Here is a 20,329-nt window from a genome sequence, read left to right as displayed (position 1 = left end):
GCCGATTGAAAGACTGGCGCAGGGTCGCAACCCGTTACGACAGATGCGCAAAGACCTTCCTCTCCGCCGTCGCTCTCGCAGCCACCGTCATATTCTGGCTATGAGGATCAATGAGTCTGGACCCTAGATGGTTCCAATCAAGTGTCAAAAGGAAATCGGCGAGGCCGCGGATATATTGTTTGGTGCCTTGTGCCCGATCGTTCGGCTTAATGACGTGGAACTCGCATCTGGAATTTTAAATCAGGTTGACAGACTCTTCCCGATTCTGACTTCCGGTATTGGTACCCTGAGGGTGCGGTCCCACCGAATAAGTTCGGGTGCGAAGCAAAAGAGAGGCCGGTTCGGGGATCTTCACCTTGCAGGTCGCGACTTGGCCGTGCGTCTGCTTTGGGCCGTTTCTGTCTTTCAACCGGCCGAAGATGTCAGTATTCCTTTGCAAATATGATCTCAAAATAGCAAGAAATTCTTACATGTCTGCGTTGCCCTTGATCACTCAGACCCGGCGTTCTCGAGGCATGACACAGGCTGATCTTGCTCTCGAAATCAGGGTCAGCATCCCAACTGTAAGGGGCCTTGAGCGGGGTGCGGGAAACTTGCGGACCATGGTCCGCGCCATGAAGGCACTTGGTCTTGGGTGGGGATGGGCTCGGCAAGGTGAAGACGCGGCTGCCCTGCTTGCGGCGCGGCGACGCAAAAAAGGTTTCAGTCAGGCAGCCTTGGCTGAAAAGGCAGGGTGCTCGCGTCCGACCATCATTGCGCTTGAGAGAGATTTTTCGGGCAGTGTGTCGATTTTACTTTCCGTCCTAGCGGCTCTCGGGGTGCGCCAGGTGCTTAGGGCGCTGGACATGCCGGGGCGTGCTGGACTCGTTCCGGTGACCAATGCGCCGGTCCGGGATCTGGTCATGACGCCTGCGCCATTGGCCGCTGCTGTGATTGCGCATTTCGCTGAACAGATTTCCGGCAGCATTCTCGATCCGGCGAGGGGGCAGGGTGCCTTTTTCGATCAGTTTCCTTCACTTCTGCAACGGAGGTGGTGCGAAGTGTCGGAGGGCAAGGATTTCCACGCCTGGTCTGAACCGGTCGACTGGATCGTAACGAACCCGCCGTGGTCACGCCTGCGGGATTTCACCCTTCACGCAATGAACTTGGCGCCCAATATTATATGGCTCGCCCCGATCGTTAACCTTACAACGAAAGCAAGGTTGCGCGATCTGGATGAGTATGGGTTTGGCATCGCGGAACTTTTGCTGATCGAAACGCCGAAATGCTGGCCACAAAGCGGCTTTCAGCTTGCCGCGGCACATTTGAAGAAGGGTCATCAGGGAGCTTGGCAGGTTTCGCGACTGGGGTTGGTGGTCAAATAGCTGCCGAATGGGTTCTTGGGGCTCCTGACCACGTATGCAGCTGTTTGGCGATTCGTGGCAAACCACCAAGGTTCCTTTCGCAAGCGAGAACTGGCTCGGGGCGTGCAGGTGGTGCCCGATGGAGGGACGTCTTCTCAAATCAAGTTTCCGCGCTCCACGATGGCCTGAGATCGACGTGTCGACGACGATGACCCGTGGGGTTCGTTCCAGTGACGGATCATATCGTCAAACAACTTCGACCTACGATGGGGCTTGGAGTGAACCCCACGGACTGGACCACGGGGGGCTGAAGATCTGATACGCTGGACTGGCCTTGCATGGAGAAAGCACCATGACGTCCCGAGGTCCCTACCGTCGACATTCGACACCCTTCAAATTGCAGCTCTGCCAAGACATCAGATCTGGCATCATCGGGCGGCGCGATGCGCAGCGCAGCCACAATATCTCGGCCAACCTCATCCAGCTTTGGCTGACCCAATTCGACCGAGGTGAACTGACGGGCGAAGAGGCGGAAGCCAGCGTCATCGCCGGCTACGAGACCCGCATCGCCGCGCTGGAGCGCAAGGTCGGCCAGCTGACGATGGAGCTGGATCTTGTCAAAAAAAACCCGCGGATGCCGACCGCCAACGCCAGCGGGACGTCCTTCGTGATCAGCGGCCCCGCACCTGCTCCATCCGGCTGGGGTGCAAAGCCATGAACCTGCCACGCAGCACCTATTATTATCGCGCGGTCGCCGAACCCGAAGGGCTGTCGGATGCCGAACTGACGTCGATCATTGAAGACATCCAGGACGAATTGCCCTGCTACGGCTACCGACGTGTGACATACGAACTCCGGCATCACGGATTTATCATCAATCACAAAAGGGTAGCACGCGTCATGCGGCTTGCCGGACTTGGCATAAAGCCACGCAGGCGCTTTGTGCGGACAACCGACAGCCAGCACGACTCTCCGATCTTCCCGAACCTCTACCGCAATACCATCCCGGATCAGCCGGACAGGATATGGGTTGCGGACTTCACCTACATCCGGGTGTCGACCGGGTTCTGCTTCCTCGCGGCCATTCTGGATGCCTGCAGCCGCAAGGTCGTCGGATATGCCCTGTCACAGCGTCTCGACACACCACTGGCGCTGGCGGCCTTGCGCGCCGCGGTGGTGAACCGGGCTCCTCCGAAGGGCTGCATCCATCATACGGACCGCGGATGCCAATATGCATCCCAGCCCTATCGCGATGCCCTCGAGGCCGCAGGGCTAAAAGGATCCATGAGCAGCGTCGGAAATCCCTATCACAACGCGCAGGCGGAGAGCTTCATGAAGACGCTGAAGGTCGAGGAGGTCTATCGGGCCGGATACGAGACTTTTACTGATGTGGCTACCCGCTTGCCCCGATACATTGAGCAGATCTACAATACCAAAAGACTGCACTCAGCACTCGGATACCGATCGCCCGAGGACTTCGAAACCCAACTCGCCCGCGAGGCGGTTTAGGTCGGATGCCCCCCGTGGTCCAGTCCGTGGGGTTCACTCCATACCCGGCTCAGTTCCGGGTGAAAATCAACAGCCATGTGAGAAACTACGGGCGCTACTTCGTTGGCATCATCAAAAGTGAGGCAGAGCCAGTTTTGCAGGCCAAAACACATTTATGCCCTTCCGCCGCGTCGGCCCTTATCTGCATCATTTCCCAATAACCGATTTGTTGGCCTGAGCAGTATCACTGAAACCAAGCGCCAAAAACTTTATAATCGGCCGCAAATAGAGCGCGCAATTTTTCATGCTGGGAATCTGTAATATCCGTGAAGGATAGCTTTGGCCCGCCTCTTTGTAGCCAAGGCAAAGTTAAACGTTTTCCTGCAATCTGGCTGACATCGGCCGCTAGTATATCAAGCTCGGAGAACCTATAAACTCTTGAGAGGTAGGCGGGGTCGGAACCCAAAAAATCAACCTGTGCCCGAGTATGGTGGTTTATGGATGGTACTGCAGAACAATAGTCATCGAGCCGGTCTATAAATGTCGAGAGGTCAGGGTCAGGGATAAGGTCGTACTTGGCTAAACGCTTCCCCTGTTTATCTACTGAAAGCTCTCGATGGTGAACTACGCGATTGCTATAGGCTGACAGCACGCGTTTGATGGGATCGCGTACCACAGCTATACGATGTAGTTCCCTAATGCTTGATTTATCAATCTCATTGAATAATACTGTTGGGTGTAGATTATGGATAAATACGGTCTTGCCATTATCGCCTTTATACGGGGAAAACTTGACGCGATGTTCTGATTCATAAAACATCTGCTTGATTGAGGTGCAGGCATTTTTGGGGACGGGCAGATAAGCAACATTTTCTAGGATGTACGGCATAGAAAAATCTTTATTTGGTGTTCATCAAGTGATCTGCAGTCTAGTTTGAGTATTGCCAGTTCTGATGTGTTGAAAAACGCTCTTACTCCACGCAGAATTTGGTTCTTATAGTGAATGAACGTGGAATGTAAATTGGTCAAGCCTTATCGAAGCAAAGGTGTTCAGTCTCTGCCCCTGATGGACCAGCTGCTGTCGGTCCGATATTCACATCATCGACTTTTGCCCGCTTTGGCCACCGTATCGGGATTGAAGTCCAATGCCTGGCTCAGCTGCGCGAGCGAAGCTTGCGATTTGTTAGGCAGATTCAACCGGTTGTCGCAACACCTTCGATCAAATCCTGTTTGAGCAGCCGGTCGAGAGCCTCTTCAGGTGTTCGCCACCCTAGCGTTTTTCGGGGGAGCGTGTTCAGCGCATGGGCGAAGGCGCTCATCTCTTCGGCGCCATATTGGCTGAGATCCGTGCCCTTGGGGAAGTATTGGCGGAGTAGACCGTTCGTGTTCTCGTTGGTGCCCCGCTGCCAAGGGCTCTGAGAGTCGCAAAAGTGTATCTCGAGGCCGGTATCGATCCGAAGATGCGCGTGTTGGGCCATCTCGGCCCCTTGGTCCCAAGTCAACGAGCGATACAGGTGAGCAGGCAGGCTTCTGATCGTCCCAGCGATGGCATCCCGGACGGCCTCGGCGCGGTGGCCGGCAAGGTCTGGCACATTCTTTACAAACTTGCCCGTCCCGTGCCCCTCCATGCGCGGCAGGTGCAGGTGCAGGTGCATCGTGAAGCGGACCATGCAATACATCGTAAGCGCTGTCCTGAGCCCACCTTCGCGGGAAGCTGGTCAGTCCCGGGAAGAGTCAGCGCGCAGAATACATTTTGCCTGTTAAACCGAATATCTTGATCGCTTCGGTTGAGGCGAAAGAAAATACGCAGGCCGTAGGCGCGGCGTCGCAGCAGGTCCTGGAGCATCATGACACTTCTGGCAACCCATTTGTGTTCTCTTCTAACGGGGGGGCTCCTATTTCACGATCGGACTGCTAGGAGCGCCACGTCTGCGGCAACGATCACGTTGGATCAGTTTGCTTTCCGCAATGGTAGAGAGTGTGGTCCATGGGTGGGGTCAGCGCTTGCGCAGCGCATCCGCCTGTTCTTGGGTCAGGAGCCGGGTGCGGTGCCCCCGCAGCATGAGGAAGAGCTTTGCCGTCTCTTCCAGTTCTTCAGTCGCATATTGTGCTTCTTCTAAAGAGCTGCCGGCCACGACAGGGCCATGGTTCGCCAGTAACACCGCGTGGTTGTCGGCAGCCTGTTCCGCGACGGCTTGCGCAAGTTTCTCATCCCCAGGTGCAAAATAAGGGATAAGAGGCAGCCGACCCACGCGCATGACATAGTAGGCGGTAAGCGGTGGCAGCACGTCTGCAGGATCGACGTCGGCAAGCGTGCTAACCGCGACGGAATGGGTGGAGTGCAGGTGCACCACAGCGTTGGATTGAGGCCGCTGGCAATACATACACATGTGCAGAAAGGATTCCTTGGTCGGCTTGTCGCCATCAACGAATATTCCATTCGCGTCAAAGCGCGACAGCCGCGCCGGATCGAGCGCGCCGAGCGAGGCATTTGTGGGCGTCATCAGCATACTGCCATCCGAGAGGCGCACGCTGATGTTGCCAGTCGAGCCGAAGGTCAGCCCACGATCAAATATAGATTTTCCCACTACGCAGATGTGGTCGCGGGCCTTGGTTACTTCGGATTTGGTCAGGCCCATGCGAGCATCTCCCATGCTTTGAGAAAGAAGTCTTCGCTGCCGAAGTTGCCAGATTTCAACGCAAGACAGAGTGGGCGTTCGGTATTGACTGACAACACCCACGGCACGCCAGGGTCAATTTCTGGACCGATACGAACGGCGGAGCAACCAAGTGCCGCCACGACTGCGCCCGAGGTCTCGCCGCCCGCAGAGATGAAGCGGGTGTAGCCTCGCGTCGCAAGGGTGGCAGCTACACGCGCTAGCAGTCCCTCGACAATCTCGCCAGCATGCATCCGACCAAGCGTTTTCTGTGCCTGCGCCACAATGGCGGGCTCGGCGCTGGAATAGATGACCGGCGGCAGGCTTGAGCACTGAGACGCCGTTTCGGCGAAAGCGACCACCAATTCGGGAGTGATCTCACCGCTTGCAATTCTGAGCGCGTCGAGTTGCATCATCTGCATGCCAGCCTTTTCGGCTGTGGCGATCTGGCGGCGCGTCATCGCAGAGCAGGAGCCTGCAAGGATCACTCCGCGCCCTTCGGGGGCAATGAATGCCTCTCTCTCGGCTGCCGGGGCGATCCACCCATTCTCGCGATACAGGTCCGGCAGACCCATGGCGACTGCTGACCCCCCCGTGACAAGCGGAAACTGCGCAGCCGCGCGGCCGATGGCGCGCAGATCGCTGTCGGTGATCGCATCGACGATGCAGATGCCGGGTTCCTGCAAGAGTGCTGCGTTGATCGCGGCAGCGCCACGGCGCACTGTCTCATGCGGGACGAGCCGCACAGGCCGGTTGCTCTGGCGCGACAGCACCCGGACGAGATTCGGGTCGCACATCGGCGTGAGTGGATGGTCCCTCATCGGGCTCTCCGAGATCAACTGGTCAAAGACGAAGAGATGCCCTTTATAGACCGTCCGGCCGTTTTCGGGAAACGAGGGGCAGGCAAGCGTGTGTGCGGTGCCGAGATGCTCCATCAACGCCGTCGTGACTTGGCCAATATTGCCGTCATCTGTCGAGTCGAAGGTTGAGCAATACTTGAAAAACAGCTGCTTTGCCCCTGCCGCCTGCAGCGCCCGGGCGGAGGCGAGCGACATTTCGATTGCCTCTGCAGCGGGGATCGTGCGCGACTTCAGCGCGACCACCACCACGTCGGCATCTCGTGCCACGTCACCAAGGGTGTCGGGCACGCCGATCACCTGCACGACGCGCATGCCGTTGCGAGAGAGGATCAACGAAAGGTCGGTCGCGCCGGTCAGGTCGTCGGCAATAGCGCCCAAGATCATAGGTTTGCTCCGGTGTTCGGGTCAGTGGAACGGCACGCGCTTAGTAAAGCCATTGGCCGGGGATAGTGATAATCTGCGGAAAGAGCACCAACAGGACCAGCAGCAGGATCTGGACAACGATGAAGGGGAAGACTCCCCGCAGCACGTCGGAGTAGCGCTGTTGGCCGACAGCGCAGACCACGTTCAGCACCGCACCGACCGGGGGTGTCAGTAGGCCGATGGCGGCAGACATCATGAAGATCACTCCAAAATAGACTGGGTCGATCCCGGCTTGTTTGACGATAGGCATAAGCACCGGCGTCAGCACGAGGATTGTTGGAATGAAGTCAAGTGCAGTGCCGACGGCGATCACGATCAGCACGATGGCGAGCATAAGCAGCATCTGGTGCTGGACTAGCGGCCCGAGCAGGCCCGCAAGTTGTTGCGGCACACCGGCAACGGTGATCGCGTAGGCAGTGATGCCCGCAGCAGCAATCAACAGCATCACCGCAGCCGTCGTGCGCACGGCGCTAATCATGCAGGCGTAAAGCGCCTCGACGGCAATCTCGCGATAGATGACGGCGCCCGCAAAGATTGCGTATACGCAGGCTACAACACCGGCTTCGGTGGGGGTGAAGATCCCGAACTTGAGCCCTCCCACGATGATCACCGGGAGCATTAGGGCGACCAGAGCATCGATCAGCGCCGTGCAAATCTCGGAGCCCGAGCGGCGGGGCAGGGTGGCCATGCTCTCACGCCGACACATCAACCACCAAGTCGCTGTGAGCGCCAGCGCCATGGCGATCCCTGGCACAATGCCGGATAAAAACAGCCTGGTGATTGACACGTTGCCAGCCACGCCAAAGACGATGTAACCGATTGATGGCGGAATTACAGGAGCAATGATCCCACCCGAGGCAATGAGGCCCAAAGAGCGGCCCATCGGGTAACCAGAGCTGCGCATAATCGGCACCAGCATGCCTGCAAGAACGGCAGTGTCGGCAATGGCCGAGCCTGACAGGCTCGCCAGCAGCACGGCGGTCACGATTGCGACGTAGCCAAGGCCACCACGCACGTGGCCGATGAGCGCCATCCCAAGGTTCATGAGCCGCTTCGATAGCCCGCCCGCATTCATCACCTCGCCTGCGAGCAGGAAGAAGGGAATGGCGAGCAGCGGAAAGCTGTCGGCACTGTTGGTCATCTGCAGCGCGATTGACTGCCAATCTAGCAAGCCCAACTGCCAGAGCATCCCGATGCCCGCCAGCATGAGGCCAAAGGCGATGGGAACACCGGTGATGACCGTGATGATGAGCACGGCGATAAAAATCAGTATCGTGGTCATGAGCCGTGGTCCTCTTCAGCCGAAGCCATGGTGCCATCATGCCAGCCCAACGCCGCGCCGACCGCGTTGGCAAAGGCCACACAACCGATGCCGATGCCGCTGAGCCAAGGTGCCGCATAGGTGAGCGCGGTGGGAAGGCCCGAAACTGGTGCGGTATTTATCCAGTTCAGCTGCATTTGCCCCCAGGCGCCGGACACAAGGACCCCGCAACAAAACAGAATGGCAAGATTGCCTAGCAGGAACACAATCCGCCGTATTGGCGCCGGCAGAGCCGCAATGATGAAATCGACGCCCAACTGCTGGTGCCGCCGCGACACTGCCACGGCGCCCGCGAAGGCGAGCCAGACAAACATCATGCGCGAGACCTCGTCGGTCACGATGATACCGCTGCTAAAGCCGTAGCGCAGGACCACGTTTCCGAAGACCAATGCGATCATTGCCGCGAGCAAGAGAGTGAGAAAAGCCTCGAGCGCAGCAAGGACAAGGTCCGCAGCTCGTACGACGACGGTGACGGGGTGAGGAGCTTGCATCAGGACGCCACCCCGTCGGCGATGCCGGGCATATCCTCGATAGCAAAAATGCGGGCAGGCGCGCCGTCCGCGTTGCAGACCTTAAGCGGCGCTGCGCAGAGCCAAGTGCGCTTACCCTTGAGGGCTGCGGTGTTAACTACGTATTCGATCAGCGTCACGCCTGCGCGCAACAGCACGTCATGGGTCACATGCTCTTCGTCGGGCACGCGAATACCGTCGAGGAGCAGCCTGATCGGATAATCCTGCGGAAAGTCGACCGCTACGGCAGTGGGACCCAGTGCCAGAAGATACTCCGATGCGGCACGGTTCAGCCAGGGCGCGTCAGTCCAAAAATCGCGGGTCTGGCAGTCGCGCTTTGTGTCCCATTGCGTCGCTAGCAGCAGGATCTCACCAGGATTGCCGCCAGGATCGGCTGCGGCGAGGGTTTCGGGGCCAATCTCCTCGTTTGGCAGCACCTTTGAAAGGTCGAAGATGCGGCACGGCCCCACGACTCGACTGAGCTGGGTCTTTTCGATTGTGGGGCCGTCCGTGATGAAATGCGCTTGCGCATCCACATGCGAGAACCCATGGCACGTCGTCCCGAGCCGCGTTACGCGAAACTGGTCCCCGGAATTCTTTTCGCCGGTGACGGAAATCTCGGGGTTCCAGCGAAAATGCGGCCCGATCATCATGCTGAGATCGACGATGTTCATAATGTCCTCATGGTGGTCACGTGTCCGCGCCTCAGGCAGCGCCGTTGATCTGATCGATCAGTTCACTGCCGAACTCTGCCGCAAAGGTGGTCTGCACTTGGTCAGAGACGAAGGAGCCGAATGCCTCGCGGTCGGGTTCTTCGACCACTTGCATGCCTGCGTCTTTGAGTGAGGCAAGGCTGGTGGCTTCACGTTCTACATTGATCGCGCGCTGACGCTTCGCACCTTCTTGCGCGGTCTCGATCAGCAGAGCGCGTAGGTCGTCCCCCATATCCTCGAGTTTTGCAGCGTTGGTCACCAACGGTGCCGCGGTGAAGGCATGCTGAGTAAGCGAGAGGTATTTCTGGGCCTCGTAAAAGCGCGAGTTCAGGATCAGCGTTGTCGGGTTTTCCTGTCCGTCCACAGCACCCATCTCGAGGGCGGTGAAAAGCTCTGTGAAGGCCATCGGCGTCGGCACGGCGCCCAGCAGGCGGAAAGCCTCGATATGCGCGGGGTTTGGCGTGGTGCGGATCTTGAGCCCCCTGATGTCCTCCGGCGTGGTGACGGGACGGCGACTGTTGGTGACATGGCGCCAGCCGGTCTCCCAGACTGACAGGGCGAAAAGGCCGGTGCCTTCAAAGCCGGTGCGCAGGCGGTCACCAATCTCGCCGTCGAGCACGCGTGAAACGTGGTCACGGTCCTGGAAAAGATAGGGCAGGTCCAGCACGTTCAGTTCCTTGGCGAGGCTGGTAAAGAACGGGTTCCCCGTAACCATGATGTCCAGCGATCCGGCGCGGACCGAATTGATCATCGTGGGGTCGTTCCCGATCAGGCCATTGGGGAAGACCTGCAGCGTGACTTCGCCGCCGGACTTTTCCTCGAGCGTTTCCGCCATCCACAGCGCAGTATCCTGCCAGCTATCTGTCTCAGGATGCGGGTGGCCCATACGCAGTACCAGCGCGCCCTGCGCGCGCAGCACTGTCGGAGCTGCCATAACGCTGGTCGCTGCCGCCGTCGCAGACAGGAAATTTCGTCTATTGAGTTTCATGTTGTCTCCTCCCTTGGTGTCTTGGGTTTAGGCGCTCTCGCGCACCTGGAAGAAGCGGGCGTCCTGGCTTTCACGAAGCCGGACAAGCACGCTGTCCTGCGGGATGTCTAGATCTTGCATCCGGATGAATTCCCCGCCCCGCACTTCCCGGACGAGACGGCAGTTCGAGGCAAGGTAGAAGGGGGCCGGGCTGTCGTCGCGGAGGGCGCCTGCGGCCACCATTCGGGCTGAGACGCCAGCGATCGAGTGGTGATGCCCGCCCATCGTCAGAGAATGGCCGGCGGGCAGATCATGATCGGCATAAGCGACAAGATCAATGACATGGTCGGGAACCGAGGCCCCGCTCGAAACGCCAAGTAGGCCCGCTTCGAGGATGGAGGTCGCGGCCTCAAGCCCCAGCAGATGGCGCGGAAGGAAGACCATGGCCGTCTTGCCGTTCCGACTGACCAGATGGCCCTTCTCGTGCAGCATCTTCCAAGTGTCTGCGTCATCGCAGCGTATCACCACGAAGACACCCCCGGCAAAACTGATCTCGCCTGGCGCCCGCAGGCAGTGGAACACCTCAAGCACACCGGTGCGTTCCAGGATGCCGCCCTCGCTGGTGATGCACAGGACCGTCGGGACCTCGTCGATGCGCAGGATGGGGCAGTGCAGGTCAGCGCGGTCGGGGCTCATGCCGCACGCGTTTGCAACAACGGTCATTTCGCAAAGGTCAGGAACGGCGCGTTGCGGAAGGGTGCACGCGGCCTCGGCACGTGCGGCGACAATCTCGGCCGCGTCACGGTCTCCCAGACGGGCGAGAGGGGAAAACTCCGGCACGTGATAGGTGCTGCCATTGCATAGGATGGTGTCCGTTTCCGGATCATGCACGAAATCGTATTCGCTGGACTTTCCCGCTGCCACGATCTCGAGGCCCAGCACCTGCGCCCAAGTGATTAGCCCGATCAACAGGCTTGGCTGATCGCCGTCGACCGGCGTGACGATCACACCTTTGTCGGCGGCCATGGCGGCCAGACCTGGCCCGACGACACTGTCGACTTCCTTGGACACCAAAGCGACGTGCTTGCCGGCGGCGATGGCAAGTTCGGCATGGCGGGCGCCGTGGGCAGGGTGCCCGGTCGCCTCGACAGCGACATCGAAGGGCAGGTCCGCGACAAGGGCGAAGTCGCCCACTGCGACGAAGCCGCCCGCTTCGAAGGCGGCGCGGGCACTGTCTGCATCCTCGCAGATATAGATGTCGGCCGCTGAGATGCCGACCTCACGCATGGCGGCTGCAGCGGTCGCCGCGTTCACATCCACGGCGATGCGCGCCGACATCTGCGGCACGCGCAAGCCTTGGGAAAGGAAGCTGCGGCCGAATCCGCCAGTGCCGATGATGCAGGTCTCGATGGTGCGGCGATTTGCGGTGAAATAGGTGCGGTAGTTCATTCGCTGACCTCGAATCTGCGACGATTGCATACGCGCAGTTCGATGCTTGGCACCAAATTGCGCGCAATATGCGGAAAATTCCTCAAATTACCCCCTAAAGTCGGAGGTAAGGAGCTATATTGCATGCAAATTTGCATTTGGCAATTGTCTTGCGCTGGTTCTGGCGATTTTTTAGACTGATTGCATGCAATTTGGGGGCGAGCATGGATGAAGGAAAGTGGCAGGCCTTGTCCAAGGAGGTTGAAGGCTGGCCTCGCGGGCAACGGTCAAACTTTGTTACCAACTTTCTGCGCGACCTGATTGTAGTCGGCGATATTCCTCCTGGCGAGCGGGTCAACGAGCGCGTCCTAACGGAGCGGCTCGGGATCTCCCGAACGCCGCTGCGAGAGGCGTTCAAGATTCTCGAAGGCGAAGGACTTTTGTCGATTCGCCCCAACGCGGGGGCTACGGTGGTGCGCCTGTCTCCTGAGGACGTGGAGGACGCGCTCGAGATCCTGATCGGCCTCGAAAGCATCGGGGCAGAGCGCGCTGTCGAGCGTGCGACCCCGGAAATCATTGAAGAGATTGCTGAACTTGACGCGCGAATGAGGGAAGCCTTCGAGTGCCGCGAGTTGATGGAATATTTCCGCATCAACCAGGAGATCCATCAGAGGATCATTGATGCGGCGCAGAACGAGGCATTGTCGCGTGTATATTCCAGCGAAAGCGCCCGCATCCGCCGCTTCCGCTTTGCCGGGAATCGCGACCATGCGCGGTGGGCGAGGGCGGTCGCGGAGCACGCGCAAATTCTCGATGCGCTGCGTCGCAGAGAGGGGCCGCTCTTGCGCGAACTGCTCAGGGCGCATCACCGGGCAGGTTGGAAAATTGCACGCAAGGCTTTGGAACTCCCCGAGAAATCCCCTTGATTGCATTCAATTTTGAAATATAGGCGTCATTATGGCCAATTTTATTTGACAATACCCCGGTATTGCATTCAATCATAGTCGTCGAAGCAAATGAACTGGGCGGGGGAGGCACTGTGGTCAGCGAAGCAAAGACGCACTCGATGCAGATCGTGGATGCCCATTGCCATGTCTGGGATCTGTCTCTTGGCAAACACCCTTGGCTGGCAGAGGGCGTGCAGCACCCGCACCGATATGGTGATTACAGCGCGGTGAAGGTGAACTTCCTGCCCGAGGACTACCAGGCTGCCGCGTCGCCGTGGCAGATCGCCGCTGCCGTGCATATGGAGGCCGAGTGGTCGCCCGACGACCCGCTGGGCGAGGCGCGGTGGATCGCGGAGCTTAACGAAGAAACTGGGTTTCCCCAAGCGATGACCGCGCAGGTCTGGTTCGACCGGACCGATGCTGCCGATCTGATCGCCGCGCAGGCCGCCTTTCCGCTGGTCCGCTCGCTGCGCCAGAAGCCGAAGGCCTTTGCCACGGCAGGGAAATGGTCCCGCGGACATCGCCTTGCCGGGTCGATGAACTGCCCCGGCTTCCGCAAAGGCTATGCCAATCTGTCGCAGCATGGGCTCCACTTCGAACTTCAGACGCCTTTCTGGCATTTGCCCGATGCGGCAGATCTTGCCCGCAATTTCCCGGACACCTTGATCGTAATCAATCACGCGGGTGTTCCGGGCAGCAGGGACCCCGCGATACTCAGGGCATGGTCTGAGGCGCTGGCGACCGTCGCCGCCGAGCCCAACGTCCGCATCAAGGTGAGTGGCCTTGGCGTGCGGGGCGAAGACTGGACGACTGACGCGCAGCGCGAAGTCATCTTGACGTGTATTCGTCTTTTCGGCGCGGACCGCGCCATGTTCGCGAGCAACATGCCGGTGGACGGCATCTTTCGCAGCTTTCCGCAGCTTATCGAGGATTTTATCGAGATCACCTCGGTGTTGCCCGAGCGAGACCGCATTGCATTCTTCGCCGGCACTGCTGCGGACACCTATGGGTTCATTTTGTCCTGATCGAGGATCACAGGGAGGATTTTACTATGTTCAGCATAACCCGCAGCGCGGCCGCCGCGTTGATTGCAGGTCTCACCATGAGCGCGGGCGCTGCTCTCGCCGAATACCCCGACCGTCCGATCCAGATGATCGTGCCTTATCCGGCGGGCGGAGGAACCGACATCGTGGCGCGCACGCTGGCGGCCGAACTGGAGAAGGAGCTGGGTCAGCCGGTTTCGGTCGTCAACCGTGACGGCGGTGGCGGCATCCCGGGGCAGACCGCGATCGCCCGCGCCCGGCCCGACGGTTATACAATCGGGCTTATCGCCTCAGACATCTCTCTTTATGCGCCGCAAGGCCTTGCGCCGCTGACCTATATCGACATGACCGCCATCGGTCAGACTAACGAATTACCCGGCAGCGTTACCGTGAGCGCGGATTCGCCTTACACATCGATGGAAGAGCTGGTCGCCGCAATCAAAGCAAACCCTCGGACGATCAAGGGCACAGGCGCAGCGCCGGGGGCAAGTTGGCACGCGGGCTTCCTTGGGCTGATGTTTGCGCTCGGCCTGTCGCCCGAGGATGTGATCTGGGTGCCTTCGCAGGGCGGCACCAAAGGGCATCTGGATGTTGCCGCCGGTAACAGCGACTTTTCGACCGCTTCGCTCGTCGAGGCTCGCGCCTTGATCGAGGGCGACAAGCTACGCCCGCTCGCCACGATGGCCGCAGAGCGTGTCGATATCTTCTCGGAGGTGCCCACGCTGAAAGAGCAGGGCATAGACTATACCTATGGTCTTTGGCATGGCGTGACCGGACCGAAAGACATCGATCCCGAAGCGCTTGAAGTTCTGAACCGAGCGGTCGAGGCTGCAGCCAACAGCGAGAGCTTCATCAAGGCCTTGGAAGAACGCGGCTTCAAGCACCAATGGCGGCCCGGCGCAGAGTTCGAAGACTTCATGCAGGAAGACCTAGGCAGAATGCAGGCAATCTTCAGCCGGCTCTCGCAATAAGGCCGACAGAAAAGGGGAGGCTGATCCATGCAAATCCATGACACAGTCATCGGAACACTGCTGGCGCTGCTTGGCATTGCGGTGGTCTGGCATGTGAGTAGCTTCCCCTCAGTGGCCGGTCAGATCTACGGCCCCGATCTCTTCCCGCGCCTGACCGGCATCGGGCTTTTGATCTTCGGTGGGATGCTGGTGCTGCGCGGGCTCCGCACCGCCCAGGGTCGGTGGAAGGGTCTCGCGATGCCTGATGCCGGAACTCTGCGCCTCGGCGCGCTGGCGGCGCTTTATATCTTGGTCGCGGTCCTCGCCTTGGTTCTTTTCGGAGAAACCTTGGGTTTTCAGATCCTCGTCTTCATCATCCTCCTTGTGGGGCTTATTGCGTCATTCCGACGGCCGGTCGCGTCGCTTACTCTGGCTGTCGTGCTCACAGTGGCCTTCGACATGATTTTTCGCGTGCTGCTGCGCGTGCCTGTGCCCTCGGGCGTGCTGACGGGGGTGCTCTGATGTTCTCCGACCTGATGAGCGCCGTCGCACTGGTGGGGAGCCCCGAAACGCTGTTCACCATCATCGTTGCCTCTTTCTTCGGCTTCGTGGTCGGTGCCTTGCCCGGGCTCACGGCGACTATGGCGGTGGCGCTGCTGATCCCGATCACCTTCCTGCTTTCGCCGATCGCGGCCATCGCGTCGATCGTGTCGGCGGCGGCAATGTCAATCTTTGCGGGCGATATCCCGGCAGCCTTGCTGCGGATTCCTGGCACACCAGCCTCGGCCGCCTATATGGACGATGCCAATGCACTGGTGCAGAAGGGCGAGGCCGGTTACGTGATCGGCGCCTCGGCTGTCTTCGGCACGATCGGCGGCATTATCGGCACGGTGATCCTGATCGCAGCCTCGCCGCTGCTGGCAGATTTCGCACTGACCTTCTCGAGCTTCGAGTTTTTCTGGCTGGGCTGCCTCGGCCTCAGCTGCGCCGTGCTGGTGGCTGGCGATGACCTGCTCAAGGGCATGGCCTCGCTGATGATCGGCCTGCTGATCGCCTCCGTTGGCATGGATTACACCACTGGCTTTCCGCGCTTCACCTTCGGGTCCTGGGCGCTTCTCGAGGGGATATCCTTTATTCCTGCCTTGATCGGCATGTTCGCCCTGCCCGAGATCCTCCGGCTGCTGTCACAGAGGGCCGCGGTGCGCAAGCTGCCGGAAGGTGCGCCGGGTTCGGCGCTCTCGAAGATTGGACAGGCTGGGCGGCGCTACTGGTGGCCGTCGCTCCGTGGTTCTGTCATGGGAACGGCCATCGGTGCGCTGCCTGGGGCTGGCGCCGATATCGCGGCATGGATTTCGGTCGCGGTGACGAGACGTGCGACGCGCGAGCCGGAAAAGTGGGGCAAGGGTCACATCGAACCCATCGTCGCGGGTGGCTCGGCGAATAATGCGGCATTGGCGGGCGCCTGGATTCCCGCACTGGTTTTCGCAATTCCAGGCGATACCATCACCGCCATTGCCATTGGGGTTCTTTACCTCAAGGGCGTAAACCCCGGACCAATGATCTTCATTGAAAACGGCTCGATGGTCTATGCGGTGTTCCTCGTTTTCCTACTTGCAAACCTGATGCTCATTCCCTTCGGCTGGCTCGGCATCCGTATCGCGAGGCTCGTGCTTCAAGTTCCGACGACGGTAATCGCGCCAGCACTGCTGATTCTCGCCTGTCTCGGTGCTTTCGCGATCAACAGCGACATGTCGGGTCTGTTGATTATGCTGGCACTGGGGGGGCTTGCGGCAATCATGAATGCTTCGGGGCTGCCTCTTGCGCCAACGGTGCTAGGCATTGTTATGGGGAAGATCGTTGAGCAGAACCTGATGCAATCGCTGATCAGCACACAAGGCGACCTCCTGGCCTTTTTCGACCGGCCCGGCTCTGCTCTGCTCGGTGTGATGACTTTCGCGATTTGGGGGTTTGTATTGTTGCGCAGCTTGTTCGCCCTGGCCCGAAGGCGGTCACCACGCTAATTGCGACGCAGCACCTGGCCTTCAGCGGAATGAACGGACCTGTCCACGTATTTGTGCCACCTCGAGTGCTCGTTTAGGGTCCAGGCTTCGGTCGCGGGGCGGTCTCAGTCAAGCCATTTTGAGCATGCGGCATGAGACGCCGAAGGGCGGGTTTAGGCTTATGATTGGCTTGAACCGTCCTGTTTTCACTTCGGCTGCCGTCTGAAGTTACCCCTGCTCCATGCTTCGGTCCGCGGTCGGCGCCCTGGCCGCCAACATGATGCTGGTTCAATGCAATTCCGATGTGCCCATCACATTGGCGTGCTCCGTGTTGCGGACAACAGCCTGGACCACGGCATCAGCGGAACCGCGTCCCTGGGGGAACCTCGAAGGCTGCGATTAGGCAGGCAACGGTTGGTGCCCCTGTTGGTCAGGCCACATGTGGCGCTGGACCATCAGAGCGGAAGTCGGCGTCTCTTATCCACATCCGGTGCAGGATGACACCGATGCGGCGCGTCAGTGCAACCATCGCCCGCTTTCCTCCACGGCGCCGAGCGACTTGGCCTGCCCATGTTCTCTACCATGTCGAGCGCCCGCGAAGCATCATCACGGTCGCTGCCTGTCACAGAGCGCGGCGCAGGTTGACATCACCTGCTTTGGTGATGCCCCCCACACGTCACGCTCGCCCCATTTGGTCGCCTACAAACTGCAAGTGATCTTGTCGGCAGAAGATTTCAAAAGAACCTAGGCCGATCTGCGCGACTTGGTCGCGCTGCGCAACAACCTCGCTCATCACTTTCTCGAGCAGCACAACATTAGCTATCTCGAAAGCTGCCTTCAGGCGCTAGAGGCCCTCACCACAGCACTGGATCATGTTACCCGGGCCTACAGAGACTTGTGCGTTTGGGGCCAAGGATCTGGATCGGACCCGCAAAAGTTTTCCCGACACCATCACCTCGAATGAGTTGCGCGAATTCATCGCCAAGACCGGTGTTCACTGGCCCGGCACGCAAATCGCTCAAGCGCTACACCGGGCGGCGATCGCATTGGGATCCGATGGCTGGGCACCGATCGATGCCGCTTTCGAATGGGTCAATGAACAATACCCCGAGGAGCGGCCGGACGAATATGGGTGCAAGAGTTGTCGGCAGGTCATCCACGAGACAGGGCTCTTCGATCGTCAGAATCGTAAGTTCGGCGGGCGGCACTATGCATGGTTGCTGCGACCTCCCCAGCGACTTGGCTGCTGCCAAAAGGGGATGAGGCCGAAGAACCCGCATTAAGATGAGAATAGTGAGCCCAAGAAATTTTGACATACCTGACACATGACACTACCTTCCCACGGAGTAAGTGAGGACTTTTGATCTGAGCATGCCTTTTTATGCCGCGATCCGATTTTCTCTCGACCATTCAACCTGATGCAAAGGCAAGAATTTCTGGAAGCGCGTCCCCGCAACCATCGTAACCGACCTATCACTGACACCAGCCCTCGCCATCCGCGGGGGCTTTGTCATGTCCGCTTCCGACAGCTGCAGAATCCCGGCCAAATCCCCAACAAGTTCAATCTCATGCCCGCCCGGAGCGTCTGGTGTCGGCACCATCCGCGCCTCGGAAATCAGGCCCCGCAGCAACTCCGTTGCCTGTGGCTTCAGATCAGATTGGTTCAGGGCGGCGGCCAGATCGGTGATCTTCTCGCGGTAGAGATCCGACATCCGTGGATGCAGGCGCAGAGCCGGGGGGGCGGGTCGGTCTGCGAGGAACGCCTTCAGCTCAGCCTTCTCCTGTTCCAGCGCGGACATCTTCTCCTTCATCGACGGGTGATACATGCCGTCCTCGATTGCAGTCAGGATGCTGGCGATCTTCTTCTCGGCCTTGGCCAGACCACGCTGTGCTGTCTCGCGCCCTGCCCCTGCATCGGAAGCCGCCGCATTGAAGGCGCGTCGGTATTCCTCGACGAAGACGGTGATCAGATCAGGATGCAGCAGGCTTTGCCTCAGACCGATCAGAACCCGTGCCTCCACCTCCTCTCTCAGGATGGTGGCGCGATTGCTGCAGACACTCTCGCCCTTGTTGCGCGGCGTCGCGCAGCCGTAGCGGTTCTTGTTGATCAGCGTGTAGCTGGCACCGCAACAGGCGCACTTCATCAGACCTGCAAGCAGGTAGGCCGGGCGGCGGGCGTTCTCAAGGCGGGGCCGATCTGACTGGACGCCAGCCGGGTTCATTGCCGCACGGATCGCGCCCTGCCGGGCTTTGACCCTGTCCCAGAGCGCGTCGTCGATAATGCGCAAGTCTGGCACGTCGTGGCACTTCCAGGCTTCGGGCGGATTCAGCCGGGCCTGGCGTTTGAACGTGTGCGGGTCTTTGACGAAACGCTGCCGGTTCCAGACCAGGATGCCGATGTAGAGTTCATTGTTCAGGATGCCTGTGCCTCTCTTCCAGTTCCCAGAAATTGTGGAGGCCCCCCATGTGCCGTCGCCCACGTCGCTGCGTGGGCTGGGCACGCCCTCATGGTTGAGAGCAGCGGCAATCGCACGTGCAGACAGCCCCGCATCGTAGTCGTTGAAAATGCGCAGGACCGTGGCTGCTTCTTCAGGGACGATCAGCCGCTCGCCGGTTGTGACCGTGCCGTCGGCCCGCAGTTCGCGCTTCACACTGTAACCGTAGCAAATGCCGCCTGCGGAAAGTCCGGCGGCAACGCGACCCTCGAGCCCGCGATGCGTCTTTTGCGCCAGATCCTTGAGGAAAAGGGCCGACATCGTGCCCTTGAGCCCGATGTGCAACTCGCTGATCTCGCCTTCCGCGGCCGTTACGATCGGGATGCCGTGAAAAGACATCTGTTTGTAAAAAGCGGCGATGTGCTCCTGATCCCGGCTGAACCGGTCAAGTCCCTCGGCCACGACCACATCGAAGCGGCCCGTGCGGGCGTCCGCCAGCAGGCGTTGATAGTCCGGGCGTAGAAGAGACGCGCCTGAGAGAGCAGCATCAGAATAGGAATCGATCACAGTCCAGCCGTTCCTGTCGATCAACCGGCGGCAGACCCTGAACTGATCGTCGATCGAGGCATCCGACTGCATATCCGTGGAATAGCGGGCGTAAATGGCGGCCTTCCGCAACGTGGGGCGCATCAGCATGTCAGTCTCCCTTCGCGACAGCGGCCCTCTGCGCGGCAATGTCTTCCGCCGCAGCTTGCCGGGCGATCAGCCGCACCAGTTGAACCAGACAAGGATGGGGCGGTGCCAGATTCGGTGCAAGAGCCACGGCGGGGGCCAAGGAGCTGCCGGGCACGGTGCCAGCAGGCACCGGCGCCGCCGCGCCGTCCTGCTGATGCCGTCCGGCAATATCCTTCCTGGCTCGTGCCATAGGCCGAGTGCTCCCGCCCTCCGGACGCGGTGAGGCGCCCGTGGGTCAAATTGATCTGGTGGTTTGCCGGGGCATGCCCGGCACTCATGAGGTCAGTATAGTGAAATACGCGGGCGGTTTTGCGGATGAGGCGGCGAGAAGCGGGGCTGAGTGGCGGGAACATGTGGATAACCTCGCTGTTTTGAAGACCTAGGCTCAGGACTCATTGATCATATCCAGAAGATGACGATGGCGGCTATGGCGATTGCGGACATGAAGGTGTGGGCGCAGCGGTCGTATCGTGTGTGAATGCGCCTCCAGTCCTTGAGTTTTCCAAACAT

General features: G+C 59.7%; 19 protein-coding genes and 4 pseudogenes. 10 read left to right on the top strand and 13 right to left on the bottom strand.

Annotation, left to right across the window (positions count from 1 at the left end; genetic code table 11):
- From D1012_RS21540 to D1012_RS21525, 4 genes and pseudogenes are all read left to right on the top strand, one after another.
- Positions 1–104 (top strand): annotated as a pseudogene (locus D1012_RS21540) (IS5/IS1182 family transposase); the annotation flags it as partial.
- Between the two features lie 315 nt (positions 105–419).
- On the top strand, positions 420–1,364 hold the full coding sequence (locus tag D1012_RS21535) for a helix-turn-helix transcriptional regulator (protein WP_354002053.1): 945 nt from the start codon (positions 420–422) through the stop codon (positions 1,362–1,364).
- Positions 1,365–1,695: 331 nt separating this feature from the next.
- Positions 1,696–2,061, top strand: coding sequence for a transposase (locus D1012_RS21530; protein ID WP_118156188.1), 366 nt, complete (start codon positions 1,696–1,698; stop codon positions 2,059–2,061).
- Complete coding sequence (locus D1012_RS21525; RefSeq protein ID WP_118156187.1) at positions 2,037–2,852, top strand: IS3 family transposase; 816 nt, start codon at positions 2,037–2,039, stop codon at positions 2,850–2,852. The genes D1012_RS21530 and D1012_RS21525 overlap by 25 nt, the downstream gene beginning before the upstream one ends.
- 223 nt (positions 2,853–3,075) lie before the next feature.
- Here D1012_RS21525 and D1012_RS21520 read toward each other — a convergent pair whose 3' ends face one another.
- The 9 genes and pseudogenes from D1012_RS21520 to D1012_RS21480 form a co-directional block, all read right to left on the bottom strand.
- A complete protein-coding gene (locus tag D1012_RS21520) occupies positions 3,076–3,720 on the bottom strand; it encodes a sulfotransferase family 2 domain-containing protein (protein WP_118156186.1) in 645 nt (214 codons plus the stop codon).
- Positions 3,721–4,024: 304 nt separating this feature from the next.
- A pseudogene (locus D1012_RS21515) lies at positions 4,025–4,495 on the bottom strand (IS30 family transposase); the annotation flags it as partial.
- A gap of 333 nt (positions 4,496–4,828) precedes the next feature.
- On the bottom strand, positions 4,829–5,470 hold the full coding sequence (gene otnC / locus D1012_RS21510; protein WP_118156185.1) for a 3-oxo-tetronate 4-phosphate decarboxylase: 642 nt from the start codon (positions 5,468–5,470) through the stop codon (positions 4,829–4,831).
- On the bottom strand, positions 5,461–6,732 hold the full coding sequence (gene otnK, locus D1012_RS21505; protein ID WP_118156184.1) for a 3-oxo-tetronate kinase: 1,272 nt from the start codon (positions 6,730–6,732) through the stop codon (positions 5,461–5,463). The genes otnC and otnK overlap by 10 nt, the downstream gene beginning before the upstream one ends.
- Before the next feature lie 40 nt (positions 6,733–6,772).
- The gene (locus D1012_RS21500; RefSeq protein ID WP_118156183.1) at positions 6,773–8,053 is read right to left on the bottom strand and encodes a TRAP transporter large permease; all 1,281 of its coding nucleotides are present in this window, start codon (positions 8,051–8,053) and stop codon (positions 6,773–6,775) included.
- Positions 8,050–8,583, bottom strand: a complete 534-nt coding sequence (locus D1012_RS21495) for a TRAP transporter small permease (protein ID WP_118156182.1) — start codon at positions 8,581–8,583, stop codon at positions 8,050–8,052. The genes D1012_RS21500 and D1012_RS21495 overlap by 4 nt, the downstream gene beginning before the upstream one ends.
- Complete coding sequence (locus D1012_RS21490; protein ID WP_118156181.1) at positions 8,583–9,275, bottom strand: cyclase family protein; 693 nt, start codon at positions 9,273–9,275, stop codon at positions 8,583–8,585. The genes D1012_RS21495 and D1012_RS21490 overlap by 1 nt, the downstream gene beginning before the upstream one ends.
- Positions 9,276–9,306: 31 nt before the next feature.
- Positions 9,307–10,302: a TRAP transporter substrate-binding protein gene (locus tag D1012_RS21485; protein ID WP_118156180.1), complete on the bottom strand. Its 996-nt coding sequence runs from the start codon at positions 10,300–10,302 to the stop codon at positions 9,307–9,309.
- Between the two features lie 27 nt (positions 10,303–10,329).
- Positions 10,330–11,730, bottom strand: a complete 1,401-nt coding sequence (locus D1012_RS21480) for an NAD(P)H-dependent oxidoreductase (protein ID WP_118156179.1) — start codon at positions 11,728–11,730, stop codon at positions 10,330–10,332.
- A gap of 203 nt (positions 11,731–11,933) precedes the next feature.
- Here D1012_RS21480 and D1012_RS21475 point away from each other — a divergent pair, with 203 nt between their 5' ends.
- The 5 genes from D1012_RS21475 to D1012_RS21455 all read left to right on the top strand — a co-directional run bounded on the left by D1012_RS21475 (position 11,934) and on the right by D1012_RS21455 (position 16,670).
- The gene (locus D1012_RS21475) at positions 11,934–12,635 is read left to right on the top strand and encodes a GntR family transcriptional regulator (protein WP_118156178.1); all 702 of its coding nucleotides are present in this window, start codon (positions 11,934–11,936) and stop codon (positions 12,633–12,635) included.
- Positions 12,636–12,775: 140 nt separating this feature from the next.
- Complete coding sequence (locus D1012_RS21470) at positions 12,776–13,681, top strand: amidohydrolase family protein (RefSeq protein ID WP_233517231.1); 906 nt, start codon at positions 12,776–12,778, stop codon at positions 13,679–13,681.
- Between the two features lie 26 nt (positions 13,682–13,707).
- The gene (locus D1012_RS21465) at positions 13,708–14,670 is read left to right on the top strand and encodes a tripartite tricarboxylate transporter substrate binding protein (RefSeq protein WP_118156177.1); all 963 of its coding nucleotides are present in this window, start codon (positions 13,708–13,710) and stop codon (positions 14,668–14,670) included.
- Positions 14,671–14,697: 27 nt separating this feature from the next.
- The gene (locus tag D1012_RS21460) at positions 14,698–15,171 is read left to right on the top strand and encodes a tripartite tricarboxylate transporter TctB family protein (RefSeq protein ID WP_118156176.1); all 474 of its coding nucleotides are present in this window, start codon (positions 14,698–14,700) and stop codon (positions 15,169–15,171) included.
- Positions 15,171–16,670, top strand: a complete 1,500-nt coding sequence (locus D1012_RS21455) for a tripartite tricarboxylate transporter permease (RefSeq protein ID WP_118156175.1) — start codon at positions 15,171–15,173, stop codon at positions 16,668–16,670. The genes D1012_RS21460 and D1012_RS21455 overlap by 1 nt, the downstream gene beginning before the upstream one ends.
- A 409-nt stretch (positions 16,671–17,079) precedes the next feature.
- Here D1012_RS21455 and D1012_RS23350 read toward each other — a convergent pair.
- Positions 17,080–17,336: pseudogene (locus D1012_RS23350) on the bottom strand (IS110 family transposase); the annotation flags it as partial.
- A 185-nt stretch (positions 17,337–17,521) separates the two neighbouring features.
- Here D1012_RS23350 and D1012_RS21445 point away from each other — a divergent pair.
- The gene (locus D1012_RS21445; RefSeq protein ID WP_118156174.1) at positions 17,522–17,932 is read left to right on the top strand and encodes an LOTUS domain-containing protein; all 411 of its coding nucleotides are present in this window, start codon (positions 17,522–17,524) and stop codon (positions 17,930–17,932) included.
- Between the two features lie 96 nt (positions 17,933–18,028).
- On the opposite strand, the gene D1012_RS21440 is transcribed toward D1012_RS21445, so the two are convergent.
- The 3 genes and pseudogenes from D1012_RS21440 to D1012_RS21435 form a co-directional block, all read right to left on the bottom strand.
- Entirely contained in the window at positions 18,029–19,780 is a 1,752-nt protein-coding gene (locus tag D1012_RS21440; RefSeq protein ID WP_118156173.1) for a recombinase family protein, read from the bottom strand.
- Between the two features lies 1 nt (position 19,781).
- Positions 19,782–20,009, bottom strand: a complete 228-nt coding sequence (locus D1012_RS22540) for a hypothetical protein (protein WP_147335771.1) — start codon at positions 20,007–20,009, stop codon at positions 19,782–19,784.
- A gap of 209 nt (positions 20,010–20,218) precedes the next feature.
- Positions 20,219–20,329 (bottom strand): annotated as a pseudogene (locus D1012_RS21435) (IS5/IS1182 family transposase); the annotation flags it as partial.

The sequence above is a fragment of the Pseudotabrizicola alkalilacus genome (assembly GCF_003443995.1).
GTDB classification, from domain to species: Bacteria; Pseudomonadota; Alphaproteobacteria; order Rhodobacterales; family Rhodobacteraceae; genus Pseudotabrizicola; species Pseudotabrizicola alkalilacus.
This window is presented reverse-complemented; position numbering and strand designations above follow the sequence as displayed.

Excerpts from the sequence above, each read along its gene's own strand:
- D1012_RS21535 (WP_354002053.1), top strand. The coding sequence starts at position 420 with ATGTCAGTATTCCTTTGCAAATATGATCTCAAAATAGCAAGAAATTCT.
- D1012_RS21530 (WP_118156188.1), top strand. The coding sequence starts at position 1,696 with ATGACGTCCCGAGGTCCCTACCGTCGACATTCGACACCCTTCAAATTG.
- D1012_RS21520 (WP_118156186.1), bottom strand. The coding sequence starts at position 3,720 with ATGCCGTACATCCTAGAAAATGTTGCTTATCTGCCCGTCCCCAAAAAT.
- otnC (WP_118156185.1), bottom strand. The coding sequence starts at position 5,470 with ATGGGCCTGACCAAATCCGAAGTAACCAAGGCCCGCGACCACATCTGC.
- otnK (WP_118156184.1), bottom strand. The coding sequence starts at position 6,732 with ATGATCTTGGGCGCTATTGCCGACGACCTGACCGGCGCGACCGACCTT.
- D1012_RS21500 (WP_118156183.1), bottom strand. The coding sequence starts at position 8,053 with ATGACCACGATACTGATTTTTATCGCCGTGCTCATCATCACGGTCATC.
- D1012_RS21495 (WP_118156182.1), bottom strand. The coding sequence starts at position 8,583 with ATGCAAGCTCCTCACCCCGTCACCGTCGTCGTACGAGCTGCGGACCTT.
- D1012_RS21490 (WP_118156181.1), bottom strand. The coding sequence starts at position 9,275 with ATGAACATCGTCGATCTCAGCATGATGATCGGGCCGCATTTTCGCTGG.
- D1012_RS21485 (WP_118156180.1), bottom strand. The coding sequence starts at position 10,302 with ATGAAACTCAATAGACGAAATTTCCTGTCTGCGACGGCGGCAGCGACC.
- D1012_RS21480 (WP_118156179.1), bottom strand. The coding sequence starts at position 11,730 with ATGAACTACCGCACCTATTTCACCGCAAATCGCCGCACCATCGAGACC.
- D1012_RS21475 (WP_118156178.1), top strand. The coding sequence starts at position 11,934 with ATGGATGAAGGAAAGTGGCAGGCCTTGTCCAAGGAGGTTGAAGGCTGG.
- D1012_RS21470 (WP_233517231.1), top strand. The coding sequence starts at position 12,776 with ATGCAGATCGTGGATGCCCATTGCCATGTCTGGGATCTGTCTCTTGGC.
- D1012_RS21465 (WP_118156177.1), top strand. The coding sequence starts at position 13,708 with ATGTTCAGCATAACCCGCAGCGCGGCCGCCGCGTTGATTGCAGGTCTC.
- D1012_RS21460 (WP_118156176.1), top strand. The coding sequence starts at position 14,698 with ATGCAAATCCATGACACAGTCATCGGAACACTGCTGGCGCTGCTTGGC.
- D1012_RS21455 (WP_118156175.1), top strand. The coding sequence starts at position 15,171 with ATGTTCTCCGACCTGATGAGCGCCGTCGCACTGGTGGGGAGCCCCGAA.
- D1012_RS21445 (WP_118156174.1), top strand. The coding sequence starts at position 17,522 with ATGTTACCCGGGCCTACAGAGACTTGTGCGTTTGGGGCCAAGGATCTG.
- D1012_RS21440 (WP_118156173.1), bottom strand. The coding sequence starts at position 19,780 with ATGCTGATGCGCCCCACGTTGCGGAAGGCCGCCATTTACGCCCGCTAT.
- D1012_RS22540 (WP_147335771.1), bottom strand. The coding sequence starts at position 20,009 with ATGGCACGAGCCAGGAAGGATATTGCCGGACGGCATCAGCAGGACGGC.